Source organism: Erythrobacter sp. S267 (assembly GCF_057365045.1).
Map to the genome: position 1 here is coordinate 791002 of NZ_CP200298.1, position 15017 is coordinate 806018.

A 15017-nucleotide genomic window follows, 5' to 3' on the forward strand; every position below is an offset into this window, starting at 1 on the left:
CTTGGAGGAAAGCTCGTAAGGGCCCCACAACAATAATGCCCGATTCCCAATCAACCGCCGGAGAGGCGGAGAGTAGCAGCGGCCAAGGGTTAAGCCTCTTGTCCGCATTCCGCAGGATTCTAAAGCTCGATGATGGCGACCGCTCCCTGCGTGCGCAGCTCGAAGAGGCAATCGACGAGCATGAGGGAGAGAACGAGGACGAGGAAGTCCACGATCACTCCAGCTCCAACGGTGACCTTTCGCCGGTTGAGCGGCAGATGCTGCGCAACCTGTTGCACTTCAGCGAACACGATGCCGACGATGTCGCTGTCCCGCGCGGAGAGATTATCGCAATCGACGTCGCTTTAAGCTGGGAGGAACTGGTCGCGCAGTTTTCCGAACACGGCCATTCGCGCATGCCGGTCTATCGAGAGACGCTCGATGACGTGATCGGGATGATCCACATCAAGGACATCTTCCCCTATCTCGCCACTGGCAAAAAGCCGCCGCGCGACTGGACCGTGCTGATGCGTCAGCCGCTCTATGTCCCGCAAGCACGCGGTGCGCTTGACGTGCTGGCTGATATGCGGACCCGGCGGGTGCACTTGGCGATCGTGCTGGACGAATTTTCCGGGACCGACGGGATCATCACGATTGAAGATCTGGTCGAAGAAATCGTCGGCGAGATCGAGGATGAGCATGACGAGACGCCCGAGGCGCTGATCGTGCCCATCGGCGACGGCATGTGGGATTGCGACGCGCGCGCCGAGTTGGAAGATGTCGCCGAAACCGTCGATCCGCGCCTTGGTGAGGTCGAGGAAGCGGTGGATACGCTGGGCGGGCTCGCTTTCGTGCTGGCTGAGGCTGTGCCAACGGTTGGGACGATGCTTGACCATCCCAGCGGCTGGCGCATCCAGGTGACGGCAGGGGATGAGACCCATGTGAAGCGGTTGCGGCTTCATGCTCCGGCAGCGGATGCCGAACCTTCCGAAGCTGAGAGTGACTTGCAATAACCGCATTCACCTGCGGTCTTTCCCAAATTTTCTTCGATTTTTTGCATCTAAGCATGGGCGACTTGCGTATAATGATACGAACAAGGAGCCAGACCCATGCCTGCACGTCGCCTACCCCCTTTGCGCGCCCTGGAAGCGTTCATGCGTACGGTCCGATTGGGATCGGCGAGGGCGGCGGCTGAAGAAATCGGGCTGAGCCCCTCTGCGCTCTCGCGGCGGATCACCAATCTTGAAGAGTTCGTCGGCAAGAAGCTGTTCACTCGCGCTCGCCAGTCGATGCAGCTGACCGACGAAGGCCAGGCGTTTTACGAGGCGGTGAACCCGCATCTGGAGTCGCTCACTCGCGCGGTGGAGAGCCAGTCGGACAACATCTCACTGCTGCGCCTGCGTTTGGGCGTCCTGCCGATGTTCGGCAGCCAGCGCCTGTTCCCGCGTTTGGGCGAGCTGCGCAAGCGGCACCCGCTGCTCCATATCGACATCGACACCGCGCCTCACCTTGAGGACCGGGTTGGCGACACTCTGGACGCCGCAATCATCCTTTCGCGCGGGCCGGCAAGTGGTCTGCATGCCGTGCGGCTCGACCACAATCTGGTCCACGCCATCTGCTCGCGCGATCTGGCAATTGCCCTGGGCGAGCAGATCAGTGACGAGGCGATGGCAAAGCAGACCTTCCTGATCCACAACGAACTCCCCGAAAGTTTCGTCGCGTGGAAGAACGCCAATGGGCTTGAGGAAATGGAACCGGCGGCCATCGACCATTACGATTCCGGCGCATTGATGCTGGAGGCGGCGGCGCAAGGTCTCGGCATTGCGATCATGCACGATGACCACCTTCGGCGCGCGGCGGATAACCGCCTGACAAACCTGCCCGGAGCAGAGGTGCAGAGCCCCTACAGCTACTGGTTCGTGTGCAAGCCCACTGCGCTGGAAATGCGCCCCGTGCGCCTGTTCCACGACTGGCTAGTGCGCGCTGGGCTCTAACTAAGTCTCAGTCTTTTCCGGCGCATCTTTCGGCGCATCCACCTTACCCGGATGCTCGGCGGAGTAACGCACTGGCGGCACGTCATGCGCAAAGTCACGCAGCGGCTTTCCCAGCGCTTCCAGCAGAGCTTCCTCGATCCGGAAACGTGCTTCCTTGGCAATGGCCTTGCGGCCCCGGAATTCGGCGGGGCTGAAGGGGTCCAAGAAGTGGATGTTGAGCTCAAACGTGCCCTTGCGGGCCAGCACGCGCTTGGCATTGTTGAGGCCGTCTTCTTCGCCGACCCAGCCTATCCACTCAGCCACCTCACCATAGTTGAGCAGCACGGGCTGGACCATCACGCCGGGGGGAGGGGGTTCGAGGACGGAGAGCATGCTTGACTTAAACGGCAGCAGCGATTGGCCATCGGTGGTCGTGCCTTCGGGGAAGACTGTGACTGACCAGGCATCGGCCAGAGCCTCTTTCAACGCGTTGATCTGCTCGGCCACGCCCATACGGTGTTCACGCTTGACGTAGACGGTGCGGTTCATCGAGGCGAGCCAGCCGACGACAGGCGCTTTCTCCAGCTCAGCCTTGGCCACAAAGGCGGTGCCGCTCGCGCCGGCAAGGCTGAGGATGTCCATCCATGAAATGTGGTTGGCGATATAGAACACATCGCGCTTGAGATGCGTGCCATGGGTCTTCACGCGTGCCCCGCAGACCCAGGCTGCATAGCGTAGGAACCACATGGGAAAGGGTGATCCATAGGCGATCACGCGGAACAGATAGTGCAGCGGCACCATCACGATGATCAAAGCCAGCAGCATCAGCGTGCGACGAATGATCCGCAGCCAGCCCCGGATTGAGATCGGCGTCTTCTCTCCGCGAGCAGCCGCCACGCGCAGGGCCCATGCCTTGTCCTCTGTCACGGCTTCGGTGCCGGTGGCTTCGGCTTGATCGGTCATCGGGCCTGATCTGTCATGGTAGGAGAGTGCCGCGCTCGCCGCTTAATCGTCACGCGAAAGCCGCACGCCATAAAGCTCCATCCGGTGATCGACGAGGCGATAGCCCAGCTTCTCCGCAATCTGCTTTTGCAGCGCTTCAACCTCAGGATCGACGAATTCGACGACCTTTCCGGTCTCGACGTCGATCAGGTGGTCGTGATGCGCTTCGGGCACTGGTTCATAGCGAGAGCGGCCATCGCCGAAATCGTGGCGGTCGAGGATGCCAGCCTCTTCGAACAGGCGCACGGTGCGATAGACGGTGGCGATCGAGATCTTGTTGTCGATGGCAGAGGCACGTTGATGCAGCAGCTCAACATCGGGGTGATCGTCGCTTTCGGACAGAACCTTGGCGATCACACGGCGTTGTTCGGTGATGCGCAGGCCCTTCTCTGCGCACAATTGTTCAAGATCAATTCGCTGGTTCACGCGGTCCATCCTAATCAGGCGCCGGCGTGCATGCCGACTGTCGCTGTAATCCCGACAAGGCTTTAGCTAGGCTGTGCGCAATGCTCAAGTTTGCGGGCAGGGTCGATCCACGGCGGGGTTGAGCTTTGAGCAGAACCATGGGGCCAAATGGCGCGCGCAGCCGACACAATAAGGGCGAGAACGGAAGTGTCCGCCTCGCCCTGATTGGTTCAAACGAGAGCGGAGCTGTGGCCCCGCGCAGGTTTTACTTTGCTTTGCTACCCTTGCGGCCCGAACCAGGCTTGCGACCAAGGCCGATTTTCTTCGCCAGATCACGGCGTTTCTCGGCATAGTTGGGGGCAACCATCGGATAGTCCGAAGGCAATCCCCAGCGGGCGCGATACTCTTCGGGGGTCATGTCGTAATTGGTGCGAAGATAACGCTTCAGCATTTTGAGCTTCTTACCGTCTTCCAGACACACAATGTAGTCCGGCTTCACTGAAGCGCGGATCGAAACGGCGGGTTCGGGAACCACTTCCGCTTCGTCTGTGTCATCGCCGAGACCGGAGAGTGCACCGTAAACATTGGTAATAAGCCCAGGAACGGCGTCGACTTCGACGTTGTTATTGCTGAGATGGGCGGCGACGATATCACTCGTCAAAGTGATGAGCGTCTCCTTCATCTCGATTTCCAGGTCCTGCATTTTAACCTCGGTATTCTGTCAGGGGCGACCCGATGGAAACCGCATGCCGCAGTGCAGCGCACTTGGCAAGTTAACAAAACAACGGAAGTGGAGGAAATCGACGACTTGCGCAGTTTTGCTGTGGAAGACCTCTATTCAGACGGCAGCATTACAATACTATAATTGACAGCGAAAAGTGATCGCATCGACCCGGCTTCCATTTGAAAGGCGGTAGTACTCTGGCCGTTCACCTATGGGGGCGAAGCCCATTTTCTCGTACAGGCGCACCGCCGGATTGCCGCGGCGCATCTCCAGGAAGACCGTGCGTGTCCCGCGCGCTTTGGAACGGGTGAACATGTGACGGATCAGCGCTTCGCCTATCCCGCGGCGGCGACATTCCGGCACGACCGCGATCAGCAGCAGCTCCTCCTCATCCGCAGCGTGGCGGGTCAGGACAAAGCCGGCCGGCACACGCGGGTCGCCATCAGGGGCAGTGTCAGGAATGGGGTGAGCGTTTTCGTCAAGGATCAGCACATGGGTGCTGGGCAAGACCAGCGCGTCGGTGATCTGCCGCCGGTTCCACGCCTCGCCATAGGCTGGATCAAATGCCGCCTCCATCACGTCCATGATGCGGCTGACCAAAGCAGGCCGTGTGTTGATCGGAGCGGTGCTCATGACGCTTTTGCCTGCTCCGCAATCGGCTTGGCATCAGGCGCGCGGCCATAGATCGGGGCGAGGTCGGAGGTGAGGTGCGTCTCGTGCAGCAAGTGCCCCTTGCTTGCGTCCGGCAGGAGGTCGAGAGCGAGGCGATCATCATCGAACAGGGCCGCACATTCCTTGGCCCGGTTGCCAACGATCACGTGTTCGGCACCCTCGGCCTTCACCTGCTCAGGCGTGAGCGAACGCGCAGCAGGGTCCGCTGTCCCATCAGCGGCAAAGCTCTGCACGAACCATTCGCCATGACCGCCATTCATGCAGACAGTGACGGTCCGAAGCTCAGGCTGCCAAGCACGTTGGGCAACCAGTCGAAGCGTCGGATAACCCAGCACCTCAGCGCCCCAAGCAATGCCAAGCGCCCGCGCTGCCGCTATTCCGATCCGCACGCCGGTAAAGCTGCCCGGGCCAAGGGAGACAAGGATTCGATCAGCGCGGCCCTTTTCAGGAAGCGCAGCGATCATCGGGATCAGCTGCTCCGCATGGCCACGCCCCAGCACGCGGTGGTCGTGTGCGACCAAGCGCGAGCCATCAAACAGCGCGACCGAGCAAGCCTCGCTCGCGGTTTCGATGACAAGAGTTTTGCCAGGCATGCTCATGCGAAAAGCCCTGCCTCAGCAAGGGCCGCGCTGCAAGTCACACTATTGTATTGAATTTCTCAAAGTCGGGGCGAGGGGAGCGGTCAAAGACACTCTTCGGGTCGCCGTAACCGATGGAGCAGATGAAGTTCACCTTGTGGCGCGGATTGTCGCCGAAGAACGCCGCATTCACGCCGTCCGCATCAAAACCCGACATCGGCCCGCAATCGAGGCCTAATGCGCGCGCTGCAAGCATCAGGTAAGCGCCTTGCAAAGAGGAATTGCGGAACGCGCCTTCGATCCGGCCATCTTCGTCGCCCTCAAACCAGCTTTTGGCGTCGGTATGTGGGAAGAGCCAGGGCAGCTCTTCGTGAAAGTCGATGTCGTACCCGATCACGGCGGTGACGGGTGCGGCCATGATCTTGGGCTGGTTTGCATCCATCGCGCATTTGGCGAGCATTGACTTCGCTTCATCCGACTTCACCCACACGATCCGCGCAGGCTGCATATTGGCAGAGGTCGGCGCCATCTTGGCGAGGTCCCAGATCGCATAGAGCTGCTCATCGGAGACCGGTTTGTCGAGCCAATCGTTGTAGCTCCTCGCATCGTTGAACAGCTGGCCCAGCGCGGCGAGCGACAGCGAGGTGTCGTGATACTGCGTGGTCATGGAGTTAGGCTGCGCGCACTTCGGTGACTTCTGGGACGTAGTGCTTCAGCAAGCTCTCAATCCCGTGTTTCAACGTCGCGGTGCTCGACGGGCAGCCTGAACATGCGCCTTGCAACGTCAAATAGACCACGCCTTCGGAGAAGCCGCGATAGGCGATGTCGCCGCCATCGGCTGCGACAGCGGGGCGGACGCGCTCTTGCAAAAGCTCTTGGATATTGGCGATGATTTCAGCGTCTTCTGCGCGGTCTTCGACTACCATCTCATCGGTCTCAGCCGGCACGTTGATGCCGTCCGCATTGCCGCCCACGAATAGCGGAGCTTCCGAGACGAAGTGGTCGAGCAGGATGCTCACCACTTGCGGCTTGAGCGAGCCCCAATCCGCACCCGGAGCGCCGGTCACAGTGATGAAGTCCCAGCCGAAGAACACATTGACGACTTCGCCTGTGTCAAAGATCGCCTGAGCCAACGGGCTCGCCTCTGCCGCCTCGGGCGAGGCAAATTCGCGTGTTCCCGTGGGCATCACGGTTTTACCCGGCAGAAATTTGAGGCTGGAGGGGTTCGGAGTGGTTTCGGTCTCGATAAACATGGCAGTTAGATAGGGAGCCGGGACGAACCGAGCAAGATGGCTATGCTCGCCTGTGCAGCATTCACTGGTCCTTCATGCCTTGGGCGCCTATACTGGCTCCATGAAATTGACGCTCCGGGCCTTGGCTGCCCTCTCCTTTATCGCTGTTCCGACTTCGATCCTGCTGGCTCAGGACGCGCCTGCGCAATCGCAGAGTGCCGTGGAGATTCCCGCACCGCAGGCGCTCCAGCCAGAGGGCGAGGTGCCGTGGCTGTACGAAGACAGCAACATTCCGGTGGACGATGAGTGGCTGTTCGGGCGGATGGACAATGGCCTGCGCTATGCTGTGCGCCGCAATGGTGTGCCGCCCAACGCTGTCTCGATCCGGGTGAGGGTCGATGTCGGCTCTCTGCATGAGACCGACGAAGAACAGGGCTATGCGCACTTGCTGGAACACTTGCTGTTCCGCGAGAGCACGTATCTTGGGCCAGCAGAGGCGATTGCCGCGTGGCAGCGCATGGGCGCGACCTTTGGCGCGGACACCAATGCCGAGACGAGCCCGACCCACACGGCCTACAAGCTCGACATTCCCGACATCAATGATGCGAAACTGCAAGAGAGCTTCAAAATGCTCTCCGGTATGATCCGTGGCCCGGTTCTGAGTGATGAAAACGTCGCCGCGGAACTGCCCATCGTGCTCGCGGAAAAGCGCGAGCGGGGCGGGGCGGCGCAGCGGGTAAGCGAGTTGACGCGGCAAACCCTGTTCGCAGGCCTGCGCTTGGCAGAGCGTTCTCCCATCGGCCTTGTCGAAACGCTGGAAGCCGCCAATGGCGGCACTATGCAGGCGTTCTATGATCGCTGGTATCGCCCGGAGAACACCGTCGTGGTGGTCGCGGGCGACGCGGACCCGCTGGTGCTCGCCGGTCTTGTCGAGCAGTGGTTCGGCGATTGGGAGGGCACCGGAGAGGCTGGTGTTGCGCCGTTTTTTGGCGATCCTTCTGCGCCTAACGGTTCTCAGATTGCTCCGGGAACTGACCTTCCTATCGGCGAAATCGCGGTGGCGGTTGAACCTGATCTGGCGCGCAATCTGACTTTCGCGATCCTGCGCCCTTGGCGACAGGTTGCGGACACGATTGAGTATAACGAAGGCAAGACAATTGACAGCCTCGCGCTTGAAATCGTCAATCGCCGGCTGGAGATGCGCGCGCGCAGCGGGGCCTCTTTCCTCGTCGCGGGCACATCCAAATCGGACATCTCCCGCTCGACCCGTGCGACCTTCGTTTCATTGAGGCCGGTGGGCAATGACTGGCAGGCAGCTCTTGGCGAAGTGCGCGCGATCATCGCCGACGCTATCGCCACTCCGCCAACGCAGGAGGAAATCGACCGCGAGGCTGATGAAATGGAGATCGGCTACGTCAACTACCTTGAGACGGCGCGCGTACAGGCGGGCCGGGCCTTGGCCGACAATCTGGTGGGAGCGGTCGACATTCGTGAGACTGTCGCCAGCCCGCAAATCTTCCTCGACGTATTCCGCAGCGCGCGTCCCAAGATGACGCCGGAAGAAGTGCACGCTCGCACCCGCGCTCTGTTCTCGGGCGAGGTCATGCGCGCGGTCTACATCACGCCCGCCATCGGCGAAGCGGACGAGGATGCGCTGCAACTCGCGCTCGCAAGCGAGGTGGAGGTAGACAACAGCGCGCGCTTTGCCGCCAGCGACATCTCCTTTGATGAGCTGCCCGCCGTGGGCACTCCCGGCACTGTGACGGCTGAGAGCCCGATTGGCATTCTTGATATTGAGCAGGTCAATTTCAGCAACGGCACCCGCGCGCTGCTGTGGGCCAATGACGCAGAGCCGGGACGTGTGACGGTCCGCGTGCGCTTTGGCGCTGGCTATAGAGCGTTTGACGAAAGCAATGCGGAATACGCGATGCTGGGTCAGGCGGCTCTGATGCGCTCTGGCATCGGAGAGCTGGGCTTTGACGAGATTGAGCGTCTGGCGACGGGCCGCAAGCTCGGCTTTGAATTCGGGATTGAGGATGCGGTGTTCACCTTCACCGCGCAGTCGCGCTCAGAAGATGTGGCCGATCAGCTTTACCTGTTCGCCGCCAAGCTCGGCATGCCGGGTTGGGATCCCGCTCCCGTTGAGCGCGCGCAGCAGTTGGCGCAGATGGGGTACAATTCGTACTCGACCAGCCCCGATGCGGTGCTGGCAAGGGACCTTGAATTCATCCTCACCAGCGAAGACCCGCGCTTTGCGACGCCGACGCCAGAGCAGCTCGCCGCTGCCACGCCGGAGGAATTCCGCGAAGTGTGGGAGCCGCTGCTGAAACAGGGCGAGATCGAAGTGCTGGTCTTCGGCCAGTTCGATCGCGACGCCATCGTACAGAAGCTGGCGGAGACCTTTGGCGCTCTGCCCACCCGCGATCCGATCCCGCCTGCGATTGCAGCGCGTGTTCCAAGCTTCCCGCAGGCCGATTTGCAGCCTCAGGTGCTGACCCACCGGGGTGATGACAATCAGGCGGCAGCGGTTGTCTCTTGGCCCAGCGGCGCAGGCATGGCGAGCATCCGCGAAGCGCGCCAGCTCGAAATTCTGGTGCAGATCTTCCAGAACCGTCTCTTCGATGCACTGCGCGAGGCGGCAGGGGCAACCTATGCGCCGCGGATCTATTCCGAATGGCCAACCGACATATCGAGCGGCGGGAAAATCGTCGCAATGGCGCAATTGGAGCCTGACTTCGTCCCGCTCTTCTTCACTGAGGCAGAGCGGATTGCGGCGGAGTTGGTGACGACGCCTCCGACGGCGGATGAGATCGAACGCGTGACCGGGCCGCTGGCGCAGCGTGTGCGGCGTTCCTCCACCGGCAACCAGTTCTGGCTCTACAATCTGGAAGGCGCGAGTTTTGATCCGCAGCGCATCCAATTGCTCCGGTCACTGCTGCCTGATTACTCGCAGACCAGCCCGCAGATCATGCAGTTCCTCGCGCGGCGCTACTTCAGTGGCGGCGCTCCGGTGAAGCTGGCGGTGATCCCGGAGGGACAGGAATTGGCAGAGGCGCCTCCGTCGGCTTTCGAGCCTGCGCCGACCCCGGCTCCATCGCAGGGGAGCACACAAGGCACCCTCCGCGGAGCAACGCAAGGCCCCGAATTAGAGCCTGCAAGCACCTATGGACGCTAGAGTTTCGGCGCTGATCGATCCGTCCGATCACGCCATACGCGAAACATAATTGTCCAAACGCGCGCTTTGACATTACAAAGAGTGCTGGACTTTGATTTTGGGGCGGCTTAGGCGCGCTCCCCGCCAACTTGGCGCTGTTTAGAGAAGAAACGAGTAGAACCCGTGGCCCAGACCTGGAACCCTGCAAGCTGGAAAGAACACGAAGCGCGGCACTTGCCGCATTACGAAGACCCCGCCGAATTGCGGGAAGCGGAGGCCACTTTGGAGGCCTATCCGCCGCTGGTCTTTGCAGGCGAAGCGCGCGCTCTCAAATCTGATCTTGCGGATGTTGCCAATGGTCACGCCTTCCTGTTGCAGGGAGGGGATTGTGCGGAGAGCTTTGCCGAGTTCCACCCGAACAACATCCGCGACACTTTCCGCGTGCTGCTGCAAATGGCGGTCGTCATGACCTTTGCGAGCAAGCGTCCGGTCGTCAAAGTTGGCCGGATGGCGGGGCAATTTGCCAAGCCACGCTCATCTGCGACCGAAACCAAAGGTGACATGACCCTGCCGAGTTACTTCGGCGACAATATCAACGGGATTGAGTTCGATCCGGCCCAGCGCCGCAATGATCCGAACCGCATGGTGCGCGCTTACTCGCAGGCCGCCGCAACGCTGAACCTGCTGCGTGCTTTTGCGGGCGGAGGCTATGCGAACCTGCGCCAGGTGCACCAATGGACGCTTGAATTCATGGGCCGCACGCCGTGGACCGATAAGTTTGCTGAGACCGCTGATCGGATCGGTGAAGCGCTCGACTTTATGGAGGCTTGCGGGGTGGACCCCGGCACTGTGCCTCAACTGCAAGGGACCAGCTTCTACACCAGCCACGAAGGGCTGCTGCTGCCATATGAGCAAGCGCTGACCCGGCAGGATTCGCTCACCGGCGACTGGTATGCGACTTCGGCGCACATGCTGTGGATCGGCGACCGCACCCGCTTTCCGGGAAGCGCGCATATCGAATTTGCACGCGGCATTGGCAATCCACTGGGCATGAAATGTGGGCCGAGCCTTGAGCCGGATGCGCTGATCCGCTTGCTCGATGAGCTGAACCCCAATCACGAAGCGGGCCGCATGACGCTGATCAGCCGCTTTGGCCATGACAAGGTTGAGGACGGCCTGCCCAAACTGGTGCGCGCGGTCAAAGCTTCGGGCCATCCTGTGGTGTGGAGCTGCGACCCGATGCACGGCAACGTCATCAAGTCGGACAGCGGCTACAAAACCCGCCCCTTCGACCGCATCCTGACCGAGGTGAAGGGCTTCTTCGCCGTCCACCGCGCCGAGGGCACGCATCCCGGCGGTATCCATATCGAGATGACCGGTCAGGACGTAACCGAATGCGTAGGCGGGGCCGTCGCCATCACCGATGAACGTCTGGGCGACCGCTACCACACGCACTGCGACCCGCGCCTCAATGCTGAGCAATCGCTGGAGCTGGCCTTCACGCTGGCAGAGATGCTCAACAGCGAGATCGGCGAACAGCGCGCGGCTGACGCGGCCTAAGGCTCCTCAGACAAACCCCTAGGTAACCGTCCGAGGGGCACGGGCTGCATTGCTGTCACTGGTGATCGCGTATCGCCAAGCCTGCAATGACACCGCTTGAACCCAGCTCGGCCACTTTGACACAGGCGCCCCAATCGGCGGCCACCGTGCAGGCTGCGGCTGAAGGAGAGCTGGGCACGCTCAGCAGTGTCGGCGGAGCGCTGGGCACGGATGCTCTGCTGATCGGCTGTCTGGTGCTTGCTGCGATTGCTCTGGCGGCTGTCCTCGGCACGGTCTCTCAACGCCGCAAATCCCGCTCCGCTTCGCGCGCGGCCAAGTCGCAATCCGATGCGATGCGAGATCTCCTGCGCACGGCCCGACTGGCTGAAAGCATCGCAGGGATTGGCGTGTGGCAATATGTCCCTTCAACTGGCGAGCAAGAATGGTCCGACGGCGTCAAACGCCTGTTCGGGATCGAACGCGACGCGGCGCTGGTGGAAGGCGATGCAGAGGCCTTGCTCTACGCCAATGGCACGGATCTGATCGGCATGGTCGAAGCCCACGCTGACGACGTCGAGCCCTTCATGCTCGAATTCAAAGTCAAAGGCTTTGACGCGGTCCAGCGGACCATTTCCATCCACGCCTGCAACATGCGCGCAGGCGATGGATCGGTGCAGCGGGTGATCGCGATTGTCCGCGATGTGAGTGATGCGGATTTGAGTGACGTGGGTGCCTCGGCCCAGATGGCTGATAAACCTCGACGAAACCCCAGCACCCCAGTCGCTGCTTCACCCGGTGCAAGTTGTGCTTCTGATGAGGAAGACGCCGAAGCAACCGACGCTCTTACCGGCCTGTTGACCCGGCGTGCGGTGATGCATCAGCTCGATGCGCTGGTTCTAGAGTCGCGCAAGCTCGACCAGCCGCTTGCGGTGTGCATGTTCGATATCGACCACCTAAGGCGCATCAACGATCAGCATGGGCGGCCCGATGGCGACCGCGTGCTGCAAAAGGTTGCCCGTATCGCCCGCGAGCAAGCGCGCATGATCGACCCATTGGGACGGATAGGGGGGGAGGAGTTCGTGTGGATCATCCCCGGCGCCAGCGAAGGCATGGTGCGGGTGATGACAGAACGCATGCGTCAAGCCGTGGCCAAGGGCAGCGCGATCGGCGGCGCCAAAGGCATTGTCGGTCCGGTCACCGTCAGCTTGGGCTTTGCCGTGATGAAAGAGGGCGACACGCCCCTGTCACTGTTCGCGCGGGCGGACGCTGCGCTGTTTGATGCGATGCATTCGGGCCATAACCGAGTGCGGGCGGCCGCCTAAGTGAGGTGAGTAGACAGGTTTTTTGCGTCAAGCAGGACTGTCAAATTCAGCCCTCAACCCTTTCAATTGTAACCTCATTGCGTCATAAACCGCTCCTGAGACGGCGCAATTGCGTCGCCAACGAAGGAGCGGCAACGTGCCAGCCAGTGAGCCAAAGGCCGCATCATCGCCCAGCGCGCAGGAGAGGGCGGCCAGCGACCTGGCAGACGAGTTTGCCTCCACCCGAGCCCTCCACGAAGCGCTGGCCCAGCCGCTGAGCGATGCGGATGCAAGCATTCAGTCGATGCCTGATGCCTCTCCCGCCAAGTGGCACCTGGCGCATACGACATGGTTTTGGGAAACCTTTGTCCTGGGAGAACACGCGCCTGGATATCAGCTGCATGACGAAGCCTATCCGTTCCTGTTCAACTCCTATTACGAAGCCAAAGGCGCGCGCATTGCCCGTGACCGGCGCGGGATGCTCTCGCGGCCTTCGCTTGAGGAGGTGCTGGAGTGGCGCGCAGTGGTCGATGCGGCGATGGAGCCGCTGCTAGAGGATCCTGCGCTCGCCGACCTGATCGCTCTGGGCATCGCGCATGAACAGCAGCATATCGAGCTGTTCCTGACCGACATCAAACATGCTCTGTTCCAGAACCCGATGGGGCCAGCCATGTTTGAGGGGGAGAGGGAGACCTGGTCTGCCCCTGATGGCGGATGGCACTCCCATCCCGGTGGCGTGGCGCTTGTCGGCCATGGTGGCGAGGGTTTTGCTTTCGACAATGAAGGCCCCGCGCACCGCGTCTTGCTTGAACCCTTTGCGCTTTCCGACCGGCTGGTGACCAATGCTGAGTGGGCGGAGTTCATCGCCGATGGCGGTTATGAAACGCCGTCGCTTTGGCTGTCCGACGGGCTGGCATGGGTGCGCGAACACGGCATCACAGCGCCGCTCTACTGGGCCGAGGTACGAGAGCGCGCAGAGCACTTCACCCACCAAGGCTGGCAAGCCCGCGACCCCAATGCGCCGGTCACGCATATCTCTTATTACGAAGCGGACGCCTTCGCGACTTGGGCCGGCGCACGCCTCCCCACCGAGTTTGAATGGGAGGCGATTGCGCGCGGTCAGGATGCAGCCGACAGCGCGCCCGCCCATGATGCGTCCGCCGGAAATCAGCTTGACCAAGCTACCGCGCCGCTCCCGACAGGCGCGCCCGGCCTGTTTGGCGATTGCTGGCAGTTCACCCGATCCGCCTATCTCCCATACCCCCGCTTCCAGGTCGCTGAGGGCGCCGTGGGCGAGTATAACGGCAAGTTCATGAGCGGCCAGTTCGTCCTCAAAGGCGCAAGCTGTGCGACCGTGCGGGGCCACTCACGCGCCTCGTACCGCAACTTCTTCTACCCGCATCAACGCTGGCAATTTACAGGGCTCAGGCTCGCGAAAGACGTTTAGACCCATGAGCACCAAAACCGGCCTCAAACTGGTCACTCTTGATGAAAGCGGCGTTGATACAAAGTTCCGCGCCGATGTGCTGGCGGGCTTCGCACAAGAGCCCAAGGCGATCCCCGCGCGCTGGTTTTACGACGATGCGGGCTCGCAATTGTTTGAGGATATTACGCAGCTGCCAGAGTACTATCCGACGCGTGCAGAGACGGAGATTCTGCGCGCGCGCGGCGACGAATTTGCGCAGCTGATCGGGGAGGGGCGCGCGGTGGTCGAATTCGGCTCGGGTTCCTCGGTCAAAACCCCGCTCTTGCTCAGCGCGATTGCGCCTGCCGCCTATGTGCCACTCGACATATCGGGCGATTTTTTGAGGGCGGCGGCGAAGGACCTCTCTGCCAAGTTTCCAGGCCTCCCGGTTCATCCGGTCGAAGCGGATTTTATGCGCGAGGTTGCTCTGCCAGCTGAGGTCGCAGCGCTGCCAAAGCTGGGCTTCTTCCCCGGCTCCACCATCGGCAATATGGTCGCGCGCACCGCGGTTGATCTGCTCCGCACCATGCGCGAGACTTTGGGCGTTGGGGCAAAGCTGCTGATCGGGATGGACCTGATCAAGGATGAGAGCACTCTGGTTGCGGCTTACGATGATGCGGCGGGCGTGACCGCGGCGTTCAACGCCAATCTCCTCCACCGCATCAACCGCGAACTCGGCGGCGACATTCCGGTTGAGGCTTTCACTCATGAAGCGCGCTGGAACGACGACTACGCCCGGATCGAGATGCATCTGGTGGCAAGCCGCGATGTCGAATTCGAGGTTGCAGGCAAGCGCTTTGCGATGGTGAAGGGCGAGAGCATCCACACCGAAAACAGCCACAAATTCAATCGGCGCACCGCCAATATGCTGCTGCTTGCGGCTGGGTGGGAACCGCAGGCGCGCTGGCTGGACGAAGGCGAGCAATTCTCGCTCCTGCTCGCTGAAGCACGCCCTAATCGCAGCGCGCCGTAATTACTCCGGAAACCATCCGC

At 61.4% G+C, this 15017-nt stretch carries 14 protein-coding genes; 7 read left to right on the forward strand and 7 right to left on the reverse strand.

The window, feature by feature from the left end; genetic code table 11:
- Window positions 1-35: 35 nt before the first annotated feature.
- Together AC0V6X_RS03525 and AC0V6X_RS03530 are read left to right on the forward strand one after the other, a co-directional pair.
- Window positions 36-992 carry a hemolysin family protein gene (locus AC0V6X_RS03525; protein WP_486183214.1) on the forward strand — a complete coding sequence of 319 codons (957 nt, stop codon included), beginning with the start codon at window positions 36-38 and terminating at the stop codon, window positions 990-992.
- A gap of 96 nt (window positions 993-1088) precedes the next feature.
- A complete protein-coding gene (locus tag AC0V6X_RS03530; RefSeq protein ID WP_486183215.1) occupies window positions 1089-1973 on the forward strand; it encodes a LysR substrate-binding domain-containing protein in 885 nt (294 codons plus the stop codon).
- Here the strand turns inward: AC0V6X_RS03530 and AC0V6X_RS03535 are convergent, their stop codons facing one another.
- The 7 genes from AC0V6X_RS03535 to AC0V6X_RS03565 form a co-directional block, all read right to left on the reverse strand.
- Complete coding sequence (locus AC0V6X_RS03535) at window positions 1974-2915, reverse strand: lysophospholipid acyltransferase family protein (RefSeq protein ID WP_486183216.1); 942 nt, start codon at window positions 2913-2915, stop codon at window positions 1974-1976.
- A gap of 42 nt (window positions 2916-2957) precedes the next feature.
- Window positions 2958-3380 (reverse strand): Fur family transcriptional regulator, encoded by a 423-nt coding sequence (locus AC0V6X_RS03540; protein ID WP_486183217.1) that lies wholly within the window; start codon window positions 3378-3380, stop codon window positions 2958-2960.
- A 244-nt stretch (window positions 3381-3624) separates the two neighbouring features.
- Window positions 3625-4062, reverse strand: a complete 438-nt coding sequence (locus AC0V6X_RS03545) for a Ros/MucR family transcriptional regulator (RefSeq protein ID WP_486183218.1) — start codon at window positions 4060-4062, stop codon at window positions 3625-3627.
- Window positions 4063-4218: 156 nt separating this feature from the next.
- On the reverse strand, window positions 4219-4716 hold the full coding sequence (locus AC0V6X_RS03550; RefSeq protein ID WP_486183219.1) for a GNAT family N-acetyltransferase: 498 nt from the start codon (window positions 4714-4716) through the stop codon (window positions 4219-4221).
- On the reverse strand, window positions 4713-5354 hold the full coding sequence (tsaB, locus tag AC0V6X_RS03555; protein ID WP_486183220.1) for a tRNA (adenosine(37)-N6)-threonylcarbamoyltransferase complex dimerization subunit type 1 TsaB: 642 nt from the start codon (window positions 5352-5354) through the stop codon (window positions 4713-4715). Before tsaB ends, AC0V6X_RS03550 begins: the two co-directional genes overlap by 4 nt.
- Window positions 5355-5391: 37 nt before the next feature.
- Window positions 5392-6000 (reverse strand): malonic semialdehyde reductase, encoded by a 609-nt coding sequence (locus AC0V6X_RS03560; RefSeq protein ID WP_486183221.1) that lies wholly within the window; start codon window positions 5998-6000, stop codon window positions 5392-5394.
- A 4-nt stretch (window positions 6001-6004) separates the two neighbouring features.
- Entirely contained in the window at window positions 6005-6586 is a 582-nt protein-coding gene (locus AC0V6X_RS03565; RefSeq protein ID WP_486183222.1) for a NifU family protein, read from the reverse strand.
- A gap of 100 nt (window positions 6587-6686) precedes the next feature.
- Here AC0V6X_RS03565 and AC0V6X_RS03570 point away from each other — a divergent pair, with 100 nt between their 5' ends.
- The 5 genes from AC0V6X_RS03570 to egtD all read left to right on the forward strand — a co-directional run bounded on the left by AC0V6X_RS03570 (window position 6687) and on the right by egtD (window position 14997).
- Window positions 6687-9740, forward strand: coding sequence for a M16 family metallopeptidase (locus AC0V6X_RS03570; protein WP_486183223.1), 3054 nt, complete (start codon window positions 6687-6689; stop codon window positions 9738-9740).
- A 162-nt stretch (window positions 9741-9902) separates the two neighbouring features.
- Window positions 9903-11279, forward strand: coding sequence for a class II 3-deoxy-7-phosphoheptulonate synthase (locus tag AC0V6X_RS03575; protein WP_486183224.1), 1377 nt, complete (start codon window positions 9903-9905; stop codon window positions 11277-11279).
- 86 nt (window positions 11280-11365) lie between these two features.
- Window positions 11366-12580 (forward strand): sensor domain-containing diguanylate cyclase, encoded by a 1215-nt coding sequence (locus AC0V6X_RS03580; RefSeq protein WP_486183225.1) that lies wholly within the window; start codon window positions 11366-11368, stop codon window positions 12578-12580.
- 199 nt (window positions 12581-12779) lie between these two features.
- A complete protein-coding gene (gene egtB / locus AC0V6X_RS03585) occupies window positions 12780-14006 on the forward strand; it encodes an ergothioneine biosynthesis protein EgtB (RefSeq protein WP_486185505.1) in 1227 nt (408 codons plus the stop codon).
- Window positions 14007-14010: 4 nt separating this feature from the next.
- The gene (gene egtD, locus AC0V6X_RS03590) at window positions 14011-14997 is read left to right on the forward strand and encodes an L-histidine N(alpha)-methyltransferase (protein WP_486183226.1); all 987 of its coding nucleotides are present in this window, start codon (window positions 14011-14013) and stop codon (window positions 14995-14997) included.
- The last annotated feature ends 20 nt before the right edge of the window (window positions 14998-15017 follow it).